This is a genomic window from Curtobacterium sp. MCSS17_007 (genome assembly GCF_003234175.2).
GTDB lineage: Bacteria > Actinomycetota > Actinomycetes > Actinomycetales > Microbacteriaceae > Curtobacterium.
This window is the reverse complement of record NZ_CP126257.1, coordinates 2,694,279-2,708,305: the sequence shown is the minus strand read 5'-3', so window position 1 is coordinate 2,708,305 and position 14,027 is coordinate 2,694,279. Positions and strand designations below refer to the sequence as shown.

Here is a 14,027-nt window from a genome sequence, read left to right as displayed (position 1 = left end):
CCGTCCGCTGGTCCCGGACGCCCGCCCGGCCCGCCGGTCCGCGCGGCCGGTCGGTTCCCGCTGTGGACCGCGAAAGCGACAGATCACCGCGGACCGTCGGCGGCGATCTGTCGCTTTCGCGGAGGAGACTGCCCGCCGGCCGCGCGGCGCCCGCGCGTCAGCGCGCGAGCGGGTCGAGGTTGAGTGACGTGCCCTCGTACAGGTACTGGTCGTCGCCGAAGACCTGCACGTCGGCGTTCAGCCAGACGAGGGCCTTCACGCTGATGCCGAAGCGGGCGGCGACGTCGCCGATCAGGTCGTCGCGCGCGACCGTGTACGAGCGTGGTGCCCCTGACGTCGCCGTCGCGGTGACCGGTCCGGACGCGTTCGCCCGTGCGCCCCCGTCGACCGGGTGCACGTTCGTCTGCCGCGCGGGCACCGACCACCGGACCGGTGCGACCGCGAGCACCTTGCCAGCCGCGATCTCGACCGGCAGGTCCGCCTGCCCGGCATCGGCCGCCGAGGACACCACGAGCGTGACGAGCCCGGACGGGTCGACGCCGGATCCGTCCAGCGGCACGTCCTGCGACACCGGTGCCGAGGTCGGACCGCCGAGCACGGTGTCGCCAACGCCCGGGTAGGTCAGCCCGTCACCGACCTGGCGCTCGCGTTCGAAGAACCCCGCCCCGATCGGCACCGGCAACGACGAGGTCACACCGCTGTACTGCGCGGTGAAGGTGTCGTCGCCGTCCGCCACGACGCGGTAGTGGAAGTGGATGCTGCCCTTGGGGGACGCGACGTCGCCCTCCGTCAGGACGGTCCCGGCGGGGATCGGCGTCAGCACGGGGTCGGGGACCGTGGCCTCGGTCGCGGCCGGGATGGGTGCGCGCGGTGTCGCCGAGGCCTCCAGGCGGGCGGCGTCCGGGTCCTCGGTCGCGGTCGGCGACGGGGCGGGCGTGCGGCTCGCCGTCGGCGGGTCCGAGGGCGCTGGGAGCGCTCCGTCGGACCCGCCGAGCAGCGAGCAACCGGACAGTGCGACGGCGACGACCAGGGCGGTGGCGCCGGTCGCGACGGTTCGGTTCATGATTCCCCCTCGGTTCCCGATGCTACCGCCGGGCCCGGCGCCGGCGGGACCGGCGGCGAGCGGATGTGTCGAGGGACGTAGCTGTCGGTCCGAGCGGCTACCGTCGGAGCATGGACCGCCACGACATCCTCGCCGCAGCAGCTGCCGCCCATGCCGCACGGATCGCCGAGGCCGGTGGCGACGACACCGCCGCGCGGCAGCGTGCCGCCGCGGTCGAGGGGCGTGAGCACGGCACGGACGACGCTGCGGCCGTCGCCGCCCGCGCGGTCGAGCATCGGCGCGCGGGCGAGGTGGAGCGGGCTGCCGAGCGCACCGAGGGCGCACTGTCCGACTGGCACCGCATGGGCACCCGCCGCGGGGTCACACCGGACGAGCAGCTCCGCAGCGCCTGGACGGTCACCGGGGTGCCGGAGCCCGGCGCTGCACGGGCACTGGCGAACGTCCTGCTGTCGACCGCGGGCCACGCGGGCCGGGTGGCGGATGCCGCGCGGCGGAACCCGGCACTGGGCGGTGCCGCGAGCGCTGCCGCGCGCCGGACGGTCCGCCGGTACACCGACCACGGTGCCGGCATGGCGTCGCTGGGCGACGTGCTCGGCGACGGACCCGCTGCGTCCGATTGAGCCTCGGTGACTCCTCGGCCCTCCAGCCGTCGGCCAGAATGGTGCCGGGCCGTGACACCTTGGACCGCTCCCTCGCTCATCAGGCGTTTCTTGGATCGGTCCAAACGTCAGGTCGATAGAATGTCCAATTGACAGGACATGGAATCGGGATACGATCGCTGCACGCAATGCCGCGCAGTCACCCGACGAAGGAGTCATCGAATGGTCGACATCGAGCCGACAGCACCGAAGGTCACACTTCCACCGGTGGGGGAGGGTCCCCACCGTCGCCGTCTCGGCGTCCTGGCCCTCGTCGCGACCTTCGGCGGCTTGCTGTTCGGCTACGACACCGGCGTGATCAACGGTGCGCTGCTCCCGATGAAGGAGGAGCTCGGCCTGACGAACCTGACCGAGGGTGTCGTCACGAGCTCGCTCCTCTTCGGAGCGGCGATCGGGGCCATGCTCGGGGGTCGCATCGCCGACGGCTGGGGGCGTCGCAACACGATCATCCTGCTCGCCGTCACGTTCTTCGTCGGCACGCTCACGTGCGTCTTCGCCCCGGCGTTCGGGGTCATGGTCGTCGGCCGTGTGCTGCTCGGTCTGGCGGTCGGCGGCGCGTCCACCGTGGTCCCGGTGTTCCTCGCCGAGCTCGCCCCCTACGAGATCCGTGGGTCGCTCTCCGGGCGGAACGAGCTCATGATCGTCATCGGCCAGCTCGCGGCCTTCGTGGTGAACGCGATCATCGGCAACCTCTGGGGTGAGGGCAACGGAGTCTGGCGCGTCATGCTCGCCGTCTGCGCACTCCCCGCGATCGCGTTGTTCATCGGCATGCTCCGGGTGCCGGAGTCCCCGCGTTGGCTCGCCTCCAAGGGGCGGAACGACGATGCCCTCGAGGTGCTCGGACAGATCCGTTCGCAGGAGCGCGCGGCCGCGGAGCTCGAGGACATCAAGCGGACGAACGCCCTCGAGGCGAAGGCGGGGCGCGTGAGCGGCTGGCGCACCCTGCTCGGCAACAAGTGGCTCGTCCGCATCGTCCTGATCGGCGCGGGCATCGGTGTCGCCCAGCAGCTGACCGGCATCAACTCGATCATGTACTACGGCCAGACCGTGCTCATCGAGTCGGGCTTCCAGCAGTCCGCCGCCCTCATCGCGAACATCGCGCCGGGCGTCATCGCGGTCGTCGGCGGCGTGATCGCGCTCGCGAACATGGAGCGCATCAACCGACGGACCACGCTGATCCTCGGCTACTCGCTGACGACCGTCTGCCACTTCCTCATCGGCATCGCGTCGATGACGCTGGTCGAGGGCAACCCGGCACGCCCGTGGGTGATCCTGTTCCTCGTGGTCGCCTTCGTCGGCTCGATGCAGACGTTCCTCAACATCGCCACCTGGGTGATCCTGTCCGAGATCTTCCCGACGCAGATCCGTGCACTCGGGATGGGCATCGCGGTGTTCTGCCTCTGGATCGCGAACGCGTTCCTCGGGTTGACCTTCCCGACGATCGTGGCGGCGACCGGCATCACCGGCACCTTCTTCGGCTTCGCCGTCGTCGGGGTCCTGGCACTGCTCTTCATCTGGAGGTTCGTCCCGGAGAGCCGCGGCCGCACCCTGGAGGAGGTCGAGGAGGGCGTCACCACCGGGAACATCTTCACGGTGCCCCAGAAGGCGTCGCGCCGCTGACGCAGCGCGCGCCAGGCGGCGACGGGAGGCACGGTGTCAGCTGGGCACCGTGCCTCCCGTTGCGTCCCCCACAGGGGACGCGCGTCCGACGGACCGTCCGAGTGCCGTGTGTACGGTGCACCGTTGTCAGCGGACAACGATCATCGGGAGGCGCATGCGATGACAGAACTCCAGGTTGGTGACCTGCCGACGGCACTGACGGCCGTCTGCGCGGTGCTGTTGGCCGTCGCGGTCGGATGCGCGGTGTTCGTCGCGGTCGACGTCCTCCGACACCCGCCGCACATGCGCGTGATGGCGCTCGTCTGGCCGCTGACGATGCTGTTCGGCAGCGTGGTCTGGCTCGTCTTCTACCTGCGCCGGGGTCGGGCGACGGTCGACGGGCACGACCGGTGGGCGGGGACCGCGATCGACACGAGCCACTGCGGAGCCGGGTGTGCGCTCGGCGACCTCGTCGGGGAGTTCGGACTCGTGGCCTTCCCGGCGCTCGGCACCATCGTCGGGCTCGGCACGCTGTACCAGGACCGAATCTTCGCCGGGTGGATCATCGACTTCGTCATCGCGTTCGTCGTGGGCATCGCGTTCCAGTACGCGGCGATCGCGCCGATGCGGGGGCTCGGCTGGCGGGACGGACTCGTCGCCGCGCTGAAGGCCGACACGCTCAGCATCACCGCGTGGCAGGTCGGCATGTACGGCGCGATGGCGGTGCTGCAGTTCGCGCTGCTCCCGGCGCTGCTCGGCGGCCGGGTCGGCGTGCTCACGCCCGAGTTCTGGGTCGCGATGCAGGTCGCGATGGTCGCCGGCTTCGTCTGCTCGTACCCGATGAACGCGCTGCTGGTGCGGAAGGGGCTGAAGGAGGCGATGTGACGTCGCTCGTGCGCCCTGTGACGGACGGGAGGCCCGTGGCGGTGTCGCCACGGGCCTCCCGTCCGTCTGCTGGTCGTCTGTCGCGACCGGACCTGCGCTACGGGCGCAGGAGCACCTTGCCGACACGGCCGGCGGTGTCGCTGGCGCGCGCCGCATCACGGGCGTCCTCGAACACGAAGGTCTCGGAGACGGGGAGCGTCAGCGAGCCGTCGAGCACGCGGGTGATGAGCTCGCCGAAGAGCTGGCCCTTGGTCTCGGCCGGCATGGTCTTGCTGACGACCGCGCCCCAGAAGCCCTTGACCGTGAGCTGGCCGAAGATGACCTTGCCCGACGGGATCTCGAGCGTCGGCGACGCCATCGCGCCGAAGACGACCAGGGTCGCGTCCTCGCCGAGCACCGAGGCGATGTCCCCGGCGGCCTTGCCGCCGACGGACTCGACGCCCGCGACGATCGGGGCGCCGCCGGTGATGTCGCGGACCTGGTCCTGCCAGCCCTCGGCGTCGGTGGCGACGATGCGGTCGATGCCCTGCTCGCGGAGCTCCTCGACGCCCTCGGCGCGACGGACCAGGCCGATCACGTTGATGCCGCGGGCCTTGCCGAGCTGCGCGACCATGCGACCGACGGCGCCGTTCGCGGCGTTCTGGATGATCCAGTCACCCTCGTGCAGGTCGAGCGAGTGCAGCAGGCTGATCGCGCTGAACGGCATCGAGACGAGCTGCGCGGCGGACTCGTCGGGCATCGCGTCCGGCACGGGCACGAGCCCGGCTGCGTCGGCGACGTAGTACTCCGCCCAAACGCCGAACGTGCCGCCGGCGACGCGCTGGCCGACCTGCAGGCGGTCGACGCCCTCGCCGAGGGCCTCGACGACGCCGAGCGCCTCGGTGCCGCTGGCGGCGGGCAGCTCCGGCTTGAAGCCGTAGGTGCCGCGGATCGTCCACAGGTCGTGGTTGTGGATCGGGGAGAGCACGGTGCGGACGAGCACCTGGCCGGGGCCGGGCTGCGGGACGGGGCGCTCGGCCACGGTCAGGACGTCGGCCGGCTCACCGAAGGTCTCGTGCACGACGGCGCGCATGGTGGTGGGGGTGGTGTCGGTCATGGGTCAGTCCTCCGAGACGACGATGGTGACGTCGATGTTGCCGCGGGTCGCGTTCGAGTACGGGCAGACCTGGTGCGCGGCGTCCGCGAGGGCCTGGGCCTGCTCGTGCTCCATGCCGGGGATGACGACCTCGAGCATGACGGCGAGCTGGTAGCCGCCCTGGCCGTTCGGGCCGATGGAGACTCGGCCGCCGACGGTGGAGTCGGTGATCTTCACCTTCTGCGCGCGGGCGACGCCCTGCAGCGCGGAGTGGAAGCACGCGGCGTAGCCGGCGGCGAAGAGCTGCTCGGGGTTCGCACCGTTGCCCGAGCCGCCCATCTCCTTGGGGATGGCGAGGTCGTGCTCGACGCGACCGTCGCTGGTGGCGACGTGGCCGTTGCGGCCCTCGCCCGTGGCGAGGGCCTCGGCGGTGTAGAGGACGTCCATGTGGGTCCTTCCTTCCTTCGTGGGGTCAGTCGTCCGACGCCGCGGGGGCGTCGGGGGTCGTGGCGCCGGCATGGCGTCGCGGTGTGGCGGGTGCCGGGGTGTCGGCAGCGGGCGCGTCTGCGGCGGCGTGCATGGTCGCGGTCAGTCGCTGGAGCGTCGCGATGAGCTCGAGGGCGGCCTGCTCGTCGGACAGGCCCATCCCGGACGCGATCTGCGCGGGGACGTGGGCGAGCTCCGGCCGGATCGACCGGCCGCGGTCGCCGAGCGTGACGGTCACGACGCGCTCGTCGGTGCTGCGGCGCTCGCGGCGGACCAGATCGGCCTGCTCCATGCGCCGGAGGAGCGGCGACAGGGTGCCAGAGTCGAGCTGCAGGTGGTCGCCGAGCGTCGAGACGGTCTGGTCGCCCTCGATCCACAGGGTGACGAGGACGAGGTACTGGGGGTACGTCAGTCCCCAGGGCTCGAGCAGTGCGCGGTACGCCTGGGTCGTGGCCCGGGATGCCGCGTAGAGCGAGAAGCACACCATCTCGTCGGTCACCGGCATGCCATGAGTGTGGCACGCAACCCGGTTGTGCACAACTGAGTTGGCCGGATGCTCAGCCAGCGCTCGGGATCGACCTCGGCCCCGGTACCCGCGCGATCAGGCGCGGGCGGCTTCGCGCGGAGCGTGACCGGCTTCCGCGAGGGCGGTACGGGCGTCCTCGAACGACGAGTACGGCACGTGCACGCCGGCGACGTCCCGGTACGGGGTCAGGCCCGGGCCGGCCCAGTACACGACGCCGTCGTCGCCGACCGCCGCGAGTGCGCGTCGGATCGCGCGCGCGGGTTCGGGCTCCTCGAGCACCAGCGCCCCGGACCCGACCGCCCGGGCTCCCGCCAGGATCGCCGCCCGGATCGGACCCGGGTCCTCGAACCGCGGGTGGTGGTCCGCCACGACGACGACGTCCGCCCCGGTCGCCGCGACCATGCCCATCGCCCGTCGCTTGCTCGGGTCGCGGTCGCCGTCGGCCCCGAGGACGATCGCGACCCGGCCGGACGTCACGGCGCGGACCGCCGTCAGGCTCTTCGCGAAGGCGTCCGGCGTGTGCGCGAAGTCCACCCAGACGCGGGGGCCCGTCACCCCGGACGCGTCCGCCATCCGCCCGGGCACGACGACGTCCACCCCGCCGGCGGTCGCCGCCGCCAGATCGACGAGCGGGACCCCCGCGGTCGCGAGCATCGCCACCGCCAGCCCGGCGTCCGCCGCCGCGTGCACACCGAGCAGGGGGACCACGAGCGCCATCGACGTGCCGTCCGGTGCGGTGAGGACCGACCGCGTCCCGTCGACCTCCTGACCGACGACGTCGACGTGCCAGTCCGCGCGGGTCGACGGGTCCGTCGTGATCGTGGTCACCGGCACCCCGGCGCCGGCCGCGATCCGCCGCCCGGCCGGTGAGTCGAGCGAGACGACGCCGGCGCGGGACCGCTCGGGGGTGAAGAGCGAGGCCTTGGCGGCCAGGTACTCGTCCAGGTCGGCGTAGTCGTCGAGGTGGTCGTGGGACAGGTTCGTGAACCCGGCGACGTCCACCACCACCCCGTCCACCCGGTGCCGGGACAGGGCCTGGGCACTCACCTCGAGGGCGACGCCGCGGACGCCCTCCTCGGCGGCCCGTGCCAGGAAGGCGTGCAGTTCCGGGGCCTCCGGGGTGGTGAGGACGGACGGCACGGTCACCCCGGCGACGTGGCGCTCGACCGTCGACGTGGATGCGGTGCGCCAGCCGAGGGACCGCATCACGGCGTCGAGCAGGTGCACGGTCGTGGTCTTGCCGTTCGTCCCGGTCACCGCCAGCAGCGTGGCCTCGGGGGCGGCCGTGCCGTAGACGAGCGCTGCCACGTGACCGAGCGCGCCGCGCGGGTCGTCGACGACGAGCACGGGCAGGCCGCTCGCTGCAGCGTCCGCGGCTCCGGCGGTGTCCGTCAGGACGGCGGCCGCGCCGGCCCGGGCCGCCCGGCCGGCGTGCGCGGCGCCGTGGGCCCGCCGACCCGGCAGCGCGGCGAAGAGCACACCGGGTCGGACGTCGTCGGTCGAGACGGAGACGCCCGAGAGCAGGACGGGACCCGGCACCGGTGCTGCCCCGGTGCGCTGGTACCGGACGGCGACGCCGAGTGCGTCGGCGACCTCCCGGAGTGGGACGGTGACCGCGGTCTGCGGTCCGAGGGCATGCGGCATCACTGCTCCTTCCGGTCGACCGTCATGGTGCGCCGAGCGACCGTCACGTCCTGCCAGGCAGCCGGGCGTCCCGCTGTCCGCGGGGCCGGTTAGGCTGACCGGAGCCACGATGACCAGTAACGACACCGACAGCACCGCGACCCCGGGAGCAGGACCGAGCCTCCGCACCGGGTCAGCGTCGTCCCACGGCAAGACCATCCTGATCGGCGAGCACGCCGTGGTGTACGGCGCCCCCGCCCTCGTGCTCCCCGTGCTCGACGTCCGCGTGACCGCGACGGTGACCCCGGTGACGCCCGACGACGGCAGCCGACTCGAGTCGACCGTGCACACCGGGCCCCTCGACACCGCACCCGCGGCGGTGCTGCCGACGGTGACCGCCGTGACCGCGACGCTCCGCCACCTCGGCGCCGAGGAGCAGCACGTGCACGTCCGTGTCGACAGTGCCGTACCGACCGCCCGCGGCATGGGGTCGAGCGCCGCGGTGGCCGCCGCCGTCACCGCCGCCGTGGCCGACGTCTTCGGCCGCACCCTCGACCCTGAGGAGCACCACGAGCTCGTGCAGGAGTGCGAGCGCGTCGCCCACGGCCGACCCTCCGGACTCGACGCCCGGGGGGTCGTCGCCGAGGTACCGGTCTGGTTCGAGGACGGCGTGGTCGAGCCCGTCCCGCTCGGCGCGGTGTTCACCTTCGTCGTCGCGGACACCGGTGTCCCGGGCCACACGCGCGAGGCCGTGGCGGCGGTCCGCGAACGGCACGACGCCGACCCGGCGGCGGTCGACGGCGTCGTCGCGGCGATCGGCGACCTGGCGCGACGCGCACGGGGGACACTCGAGGATGGCGACGCCCAGGCCCTGGGTGCCACCATGGACGCCGCGCACGAACTGCTCACCGCCCTCGACGTGTCGAGCGCGGACCTCGACCGGCTCGTCGACGCCGCACGCCGTGCGGACGCCCTCGGCGCGAAGCTCACCGGCGGTGGGCGTGGTGGATGCGTCCTCGCGCTCGTCGCGGACGGAGAGCACGCCGACCGCGTGGCCGCCGCACTCCGCGCCGCCGGTGCGACGGAGACCTGGACCACCACGATCGGAGCCCGCGCTTGATGACCGCCACCGCCGTCGCGCACCCCAACATCGCGCTCGTGAAGTACTGGGGCAAGGCCGACGCCCAGCTCGCCCTGCCCGCGACCGGCAGCGTGTCGATGGGCCTCGACGTGTTCCCGACGACGACCACCGTGACGCTCGACACCGCGGCGGACGCGGACTCCCTCGTGCTCAACGGCGGCGCGGCCCCCGCCGGTGCGCTGCTCCGCGTGCAGCAGTTCCTCGACCTCGTCCGCGACCTGGCCGGATCCAGCGACCGGGCGGCCGTCGTCTCCGAGAACACCGTGCCGACCGGTGCCGGGCTGGCCTCGAGCGCGTCGGGCTTCGCCGCGCTCGCGACCGCGGCGGCGTCGGCGTACGGTCTCGACCTCTCCGAACGCGACCTGTCCCGGCTCGCGCGGCGCGGTTCGGGCTCGGCGACCCGGTCGATCCCCGGCGGTGTGTCGGTCTGGCACGCGGGGGACGACCAGGGTTCGTTCGCCGAGCGCGTCCCCGCGCCGCCGATGGCCATGGTCGTCGTGACGATCTCCGCCGGCGAGAAGGCGATCGGCTCGCGCGAGGCGATGCGCCGCACGATCGCGACCTCGCCGTTCTACCCGGCGTGGGTGACGTCGACGACCGAGACCGTGGGGGAGATGCTCGACGCCTGCGCCGCCGGCGACTTCACGCGCATCGGGGAGCTGACCGAGAGCAACGCGCTCCGCATGCACGCCACGATCGAGGGCGCCTTCCCGCCCATCCGGTACCTGAACGCCCGGAGCGTCGCCGTGTTCGATGCCGTCGCCGAGCTGCGTGCCGCCGGCACCGAGGCGTACGCCACCGCCGACGCCGGCCCGAACGTCGTCGTGCTCACCAAGCCGGAGGACCGCGGCGCCGTCGCGACCGCGCTCGCCGGCCTGGGAGACGTCATCGAGTCGGGCACCGGACCAGGCGCACGCGTCGTCCGCTCCGAAGGAACGGAGGCACCCGGAGTGGGTGCCGTCCGACCGGAGGAGACCGCCGAGTGATCGAGTTCCGCGCCCACGGCAAGCTGTTCGTCGCGGGCGAGTACGCCGTCGTCGAGCCCGGGCAGCCGTCCGTGCTCATCGCCCTCGACCGGGCCATCACCGCCCGGGTCACCGAGGGCCACGGCTCGGGCAGCGTGCACTCCGAGGAGTACGGACACCTCCCGCTCACCTGGACGCGCGACGAGGACGGGCTCGCGCTCGACCGCGAGCACCACCCGTACGACTACGTGATGGCGACGATCGACCTGGTCGAGAGGCTCCGTGCCGAACGCGGCATCGCCCCGCGCTTCCACGACCTGCGCATCGAGAGCCAGCTCGACGACGCCAGCGGCCGGAAGTTCGGGCTCGGCTCCTCGGCCGCGGTCACCGTGGCCACCGTCGGCGCACTCGACCGGTTCTACGGCATCGGCCTCTCCCAGCGTGACCGCTTCCGTGTCGCCTTGCTCGCCACCATCCGCGTCAACCCTCGGGCGTCCGGCGGCGACCTCGCCGCGAGCACGTTCGGCGGCTGGCTCCGCTACAGCGCCCCGGACCGGGAGCGTCTCGCCGGCATGCTCGACGACCGACCCGTGTCCGACGTCCTCGCCGACGCCGACGCGTGGGACGGGTTCGACGTGCAGCGCCTGCCGGCACCGAAGGGCCTCGAACTGCTCGTGGGCTGGACGGGTTCCCCGGCGTCCACGACGAAGCTCGTCGGCGTGGTCCGCAGGCACCGCAACGGCGGCTACCAGACGTTCCTCGACGACAGCCGCGCCTGCGTCGACGACCTGACCACGGGCCTCCAGACCGGTGACGCCACGATCACCCTCGACGCCCTGCGACGGGCGCGGACGCTCATGCAGCGGTTGGGGGAGTCGGTCGGGTCGCAGATCGAGACCGAGCGGCTCGCGACGCTGTGCGACGTCGTCGAGGCGGCCGGCGGGGCGGCGAAGCCGTCCGGTGCCGGCGGCGGCGACTGCGGCATCGCGCTCGTCCCGGCGGACACCGACCTCGCCGGCATCCACCGCGCCTGGGAGGCGCACGACATCAGACACCTCAGCGTCGCGGTGCAAGCGCCCGAAGGGAGCGTCGAATGACCGACCTGCTGACCCCGATCCCCACGAAGTGGGTGGGGCCGATCCGTGTGAGCGGCAACGCCGTCGAGGGCGAGCACGAGGTGCCGCTCGCCACGTACGAGTCGCCGCTGTGGCCGTCCGTCGGTCGCGGTGCCCGCATCTCGCGCATGGTCGAGGGCGGGATCGTCGCGACCGTGGTCGACGAGCGGATGACCCGATCCGTCGTCGTCAAGGCGGACAGCGCCGCCGCCGCGCACATCGCCGCCGGTCGGATCCTGGCACGCCAGGACGAGCTCGAGCAGATCGTCGCCGGGCAGAGCCGGTTCGCGAAGCTCATCGAGGTGCACCCCGAGATCGTCGGCGACCTGCTGTTCCTGCGCTTCGCCTTCACCACGGGTGACGCTTCCGGCCACAACATGGTGACGCAGGCGGCGGACCGGCTGCTGCCCGCGATCCTCGGCTGGGAGCCGGGCCTGCGGTACGTCAGCGTCTCGGGCAACTTCTGCACCGACAAGAAGGCGACGGCGGTGAACGGCATCCGTGGCCGCGGCCGGAACACGATCGCCGAGATCGTGATCCCCGGCGAGATCGTCGAGAAGCGACTGCGCTCGAGCGCCGAGCGGATCGCCGAGCTCAACGTCGCGAAGAACCTGGTCGGGTCGACCATCGCCGGGGCCCTGCGCTCCGCCAACGCGCACTACGCGAACATGCTCCTCGGCTTCTACCTGGCCACCGGGCAGGACGCTGCGAACATCGTCGAGGGCTCCCAGGGCATCACCTACGCCGAGGCCCGCGGCGACGACCTGTACTTCTCGACCGCGCTGCCGCACCTGATCGTCGGCACGGTCGGCAACGGCAAGGGCGGGGACCTGCCCGTCGTCGAGGACGCCCTCGTCCGCCTCGGCTGCCGCGAGGAGCGCGAGCCCGGTGCGAACGCTCGCCGCCTGGCCGCGCTGTGCGCCGCGACCGTCCTCTGCGGCGAGCTGTCGTTGCTCGCCGCGCAGACCAACCCGGGCGAGCTGATGGCGGCGCACGTCGCCATGGAACGGCGCGGGTCGAAGCCCGCAGGAGGTGCAGCATGACCGCCCAGCAGCAGGCCGCCCAGCAGCAGCCCGCCCAGCAGCAGCCCGCACCGCAGCAGACCCTGCGCGTCGGCATCCACGACATCGCCATCGCCACCGGGCACCACGTGCTCGAGCTCGACGACCTGGCCGAGCGCCTCGGCGTCGACCCGGCGAAGTACCACGTCGGCATCGGGCAGGACGCCTTCAGCGTGCCCGCCCCCGACGAGGACATCGTCACGATGGGTGCCGCGGCCGCGAAGGAGGTCATCGACCGCCACGGCGTCGAGGGCATCCGCACCGTGTTGTTCGCCACCGAGTCGGGCGTCGACCAGTCCAAGGCCGCCGGTGTCTTCGTGCACGGGCTGCTCGGCCTGCCGAAGAACGTCCGCGTCGTCGAGCTGAAGCAGGCCTGCTACGGCGGGACCGCCGCCGTGCAGCTCGCCCTCGGGATCATCGCTCGCGCCCCGCAGGAGCGTGTCCTCGTCATCGCGGCGGACGTCGCGCGCTACGACGTCGACACCGCGGCCGAGCCCACGCAGGGCGCCGGAGCCGCTGCGATCCTGGTGTCCGCGGACCCGGACCTCATCGACATCGAGCCGGCCGCGGGTGTGTTCACCGCAGACGTCGACGACTTCTGGCGGCCGAACGACCGCTCCACGGCACTCGTCGACGGCCGGCTGTCCGTCAGCGCCTACGTCGACGCGTTCGTCGGCGCCTGGGACGACCTGGCGTCGCAGGGCGGTCCGGCGTACGAGGACATCGTGCGCTTCGTGCACCACCAGCCGTTCACGAAGATGGCGCTCAAGGCGCACCGGAAGCTCACGCAGCACGTCGGTGTGCCGTTCGACGAGTCCGAGCTCGCGATCGGCTTCACCTACAACAAGCAGACCGGCAACACGTACACGGCCTCGCTCTGGATCGGGCTCGCGGCGCTGCTCGACCTCGACGACGACCTGGGTGGCGAGCGCATCGCGATGTTCAGCTACGGCTCGGGCAGCGTCGGCGAGCTCATGACCGGCATCGTCCGGCCCGCCTACCGGGAGCACCGCCGGCAGGGTCGCGTCCGCGCACTGCTCGAGGCGCGTGTGCCGTTGACGGTCGACGCGTACCGCGAGCTGCACGCCGCGGGCGCGGCGACGAGCGTGGACGTCGAGCGGCCCCGTGTCACGACGGCGCCCTACCGCTTCGTCGGCGTGCGCGGTGGCGCGCGGCACTACGAGGCGACCGCACAGGACTGAGCGGATCGCGGGGGCGTCGCCTCCGGCGCGTCCACACGACGGACGGGAGGCGCGGTGCCGGCTGGCGCCGCGCCTCCCGTCCTTCCGGCACGGGTGGGCAGGTCGTCGGGCGTAGAAGGGCGCATGGGACAGCTCATCTACGACGGCGAGGTGCTCGACCTCCGCGTCGACGATCGCGCGTTGACGCACCTGCAGATCGTCATCGTCAACCTGCTCCGACGCGACCACCGGTTCGTGTTCTCGTGGAAGGACGACGTGCTCCACGGCGACGGTCGGAGTTCGATCTGGTTGCACCCGAACGTCGCACTCCGGTTCTCCTTCTCGGGCAGTCGGGTGCCGTCGATCAACCGGAGCTGGCTCGAGGAGCTGTACGCCGCGGCGACGTCGGGGGCCGGTCTCGTACTCGTGCCGGAACCGCCGGACACGAGCACGGCGGCCGACTCGGCGTGGTCCCAGGCGGTGGCGCCGGGCGCCGCGGAGTCGTCGACGGCGGGCGACACGAAGTAGCACGGCGCCGGGGTCTCGTCAACGGGTACCGGCCGATCCGGGCGGTTCCGTAGGGTACCCGTGCCGCTGGACGCACAGCCCCCAACGGTCGGCGTCAGGGAGCCGGCCGGGTGCGACCGC

14 protein-coding genes are annotated in these 14,027 nt (G+C 72.8%); 9 read left to right on the top strand and 5 right to left on the bottom strand.

Translation table 11 applies throughout. The annotated features are described in order from the left end of the window. Nucleotides 1-157: 157 nt before the first annotated feature. The gene (locus DEJ22_RS12805) at nucleotides 158-1,063 is read right to left on the bottom strand and encodes a LysM domain-containing protein (protein ID WP_111227655.1); all 906 of its coding nucleotides are present in this window, start codon (nucleotides 1,061-1,063) and stop codon (nucleotides 158-160) included. A gap of 110 nt (nucleotides 1,064-1,173) precedes the next feature. Here DEJ22_RS12805 and DEJ22_RS12800 point away from each other — a divergent pair, with 110 nt between their 5' ends. The 3 genes from DEJ22_RS12800 to DEJ22_RS12790 all read left to right on the top strand — a co-directional run bounded on the left by DEJ22_RS12800 (nucleotide 1,174) and on the right by DEJ22_RS12790 (nucleotide 4,206). Further along, nucleotides 1,174-1,683, top strand: a complete 510-nt coding sequence (locus DEJ22_RS12800; RefSeq protein WP_111227656.1) for a hypothetical protein — start codon at nucleotides 1,174-1,176, stop codon at nucleotides 1,681-1,683. 201 nt (nucleotides 1,684-1,884) lie between these two features. Beyond that, entirely contained in the window at nucleotides 1,885-3,342 is a 1,458-nt protein-coding gene (locus DEJ22_RS12795) for a sugar porter family MFS transporter (RefSeq protein WP_111227657.1), read from the top strand. 159 nt (nucleotides 3,343-3,501) lie between these two features. Beyond that, nucleotides 3,502-4,206: a DUF4396 domain-containing protein gene (locus DEJ22_RS12790; RefSeq protein WP_111227658.1), complete on the top strand. Its 705-nt coding sequence runs from the start codon at nucleotides 3,502-3,504 to the stop codon at nucleotides 4,204-4,206. 97 nt (nucleotides 4,207-4,303) lie between these two features. Here the strand turns inward: DEJ22_RS12790 and DEJ22_RS12785 are convergent, their stop codons facing one another. From DEJ22_RS12785 to DEJ22_RS12770, 4 genes are all read right to left on the bottom strand, one after another. Further along, nucleotides 4,304-5,278: a zinc-binding dehydrogenase gene (locus DEJ22_RS12785; RefSeq protein WP_181430925.1), complete on the bottom strand. Its 975-nt coding sequence runs from the start codon at nucleotides 5,276-5,278 to the stop codon at nucleotides 4,304-4,306. Nucleotides 5,279-5,305: 27 nt separating this feature from the next. Then, on the bottom strand, nucleotides 5,306-5,728 hold the full coding sequence (locus DEJ22_RS12780; RefSeq protein WP_111227660.1) for an organic hydroperoxide resistance protein: 423 nt from the start codon (nucleotides 5,726-5,728) through the stop codon (nucleotides 5,306-5,308). A gap of 25 nt (nucleotides 5,729-5,753) precedes the next feature. Further along, on the bottom strand, nucleotides 5,754-6,272 hold the full coding sequence (locus DEJ22_RS12775; protein WP_181430896.1) for a MarR family winged helix-turn-helix transcriptional regulator: 519 nt from the start codon (nucleotides 6,270-6,272) through the stop codon (nucleotides 5,754-5,756). 96 nt (nucleotides 6,273-6,368) lie between these two features. After that, a complete protein-coding gene (locus tag DEJ22_RS12770) occupies nucleotides 6,369-7,937 on the bottom strand; it encodes a Mur ligase family protein (protein ID WP_111227661.1) in 1,569 nt (522 codons plus the stop codon). A gap of 109 nt (nucleotides 7,938-8,046) precedes the next feature. On the opposite strand from DEJ22_RS12770, the gene mvk reads away from it, so the two are divergent. The 6 genes from mvk (at nucleotide 8,047) to DEJ22_RS12740 (ending at nucleotide 13,907) form a co-directional block, all read left to right on the top strand. Further along, entirely contained in the window at nucleotides 8,047-9,036 is a 990-nt protein-coding gene (mvk, locus tag DEJ22_RS12765; RefSeq protein ID WP_111227662.1) for a mevalonate kinase, read from the top strand. Continuing rightward, complete coding sequence (mvaD, locus tag DEJ22_RS12760) at nucleotides 9,036-10,043, top strand: diphosphomevalonate decarboxylase (RefSeq protein WP_258379662.1); 1,008 nt, start codon at nucleotides 9,036-9,038, stop codon at nucleotides 10,041-10,043. Before mvk ends, mvaD begins: the two co-directional genes overlap by 1 nt. Then, entirely contained in the window at nucleotides 10,040-11,119 is a 1,080-nt protein-coding gene (locus DEJ22_RS12755; protein WP_111227664.1) for a phosphomevalonate kinase, read from the top strand. Before mvaD ends, DEJ22_RS12755 begins: the two co-directional genes overlap by 4 nt. Beyond that, the gene (locus DEJ22_RS12750) at nucleotides 11,116-12,180 is read left to right on the top strand and encodes a hydroxymethylglutaryl-coenzyme A reductase family protein (protein ID WP_111227665.1); all 1,065 of its coding nucleotides are present in this window, start codon (nucleotides 11,116-11,118) and stop codon (nucleotides 12,178-12,180) included. Before DEJ22_RS12755 ends, DEJ22_RS12750 begins: the two co-directional genes overlap by 4 nt. Then, the gene (locus DEJ22_RS12745) at nucleotides 12,177-13,400 is read left to right on the top strand and encodes a hydroxymethylglutaryl-CoA synthase (protein ID WP_258379663.1); all 1,224 of its coding nucleotides are present in this window, start codon (nucleotides 12,177-12,179) and stop codon (nucleotides 13,398-13,400) included. Before DEJ22_RS12750 ends, DEJ22_RS12745 begins: the two co-directional genes overlap by 4 nt. Before the next feature lie 123 nt (nucleotides 13,401-13,523). Then, nucleotides 13,524-13,907, top strand: a complete 384-nt coding sequence (locus DEJ22_RS12740) for a DUF7882 family protein (RefSeq protein WP_111227666.1) — start codon at nucleotides 13,524-13,526, stop codon at nucleotides 13,905-13,907. Nucleotides 13,908-14,027 lie beyond the last annotated feature (120 nt).

Excerpts from the sequence above, each read along its gene's own strand:
- DEJ22_RS12805 (WP_111227655.1), bottom strand. The coding sequence starts at position 1,063 with ATGAACCGAACCGTCGCGACCGGCGCCACCGCCCTGGTCGTCGCCGTC.
- DEJ22_RS12800 (WP_111227656.1), top strand. The coding sequence starts at position 1,174 with ATGGACCGCCACGACATCCTCGCCGCAGCAGCTGCCGCCCATGCCGCA.
- DEJ22_RS12795 (WP_111227657.1), top strand. The coding sequence starts at position 1,885 with ATGGTCGACATCGAGCCGACAGCACCGAAGGTCACACTTCCACCGGTG.
- DEJ22_RS12790 (WP_111227658.1), top strand. The coding sequence starts at position 3,502 with ATGACAGAACTCCAGGTTGGTGACCTGCCGACGGCACTGACGGCCGTC.
- DEJ22_RS12785 (WP_181430925.1), bottom strand. The coding sequence starts at position 5,278 with ATGCGCGCCGTCGTGCACGAGACCTTCGGTGAGCCGGCCGACGTCCTG.
- DEJ22_RS12780 (WP_111227660.1), bottom strand. The coding sequence starts at position 5,728 with ATGGACGTCCTCTACACCGCCGAGGCCCTCGCCACGGGCGAGGGCCGC.
- DEJ22_RS12775 (WP_181430896.1), bottom strand. The coding sequence starts at position 6,272 with ATGCCGGTGACCGACGAGATGGTGTGCTTCTCGCTCTACGCGGCATCC.
- DEJ22_RS12770 (WP_111227661.1), bottom strand. The coding sequence starts at position 7,937 with ATGCCGCATGCCCTCGGACCGCAGACCGCGGTCACCGTCCCACTCCGG.
- mvk (WP_111227662.1), top strand. The coding sequence starts at position 8,047 with ATGACCAGTAACGACACCGACAGCACCGCGACCCCGGGAGCAGGACCG.
- mvaD (WP_258379662.1), top strand. The coding sequence starts at position 9,036 with ATGACCGCCACCGCCGTCGCGCACCCCAACATCGCGCTCGTGAAGTAC.
- DEJ22_RS12750 (WP_111227665.1), top strand. The coding sequence starts at position 11,116 with ATGACCGACCTGCTGACCCCGATCCCCACGAAGTGGGTGGGGCCGATC.
- DEJ22_RS12745 (WP_258379663.1), top strand. The coding sequence starts at position 12,177 with ATGACCGCCCAGCAGCAGGCCGCCCAGCAGCAGCCCGCCCAGCAGCAG.
- DEJ22_RS12740 (WP_111227666.1), top strand. The coding sequence starts at position 13,524 with ATGGGACAGCTCATCTACGACGGCGAGGTGCTCGACCTCCGCGTCGAC.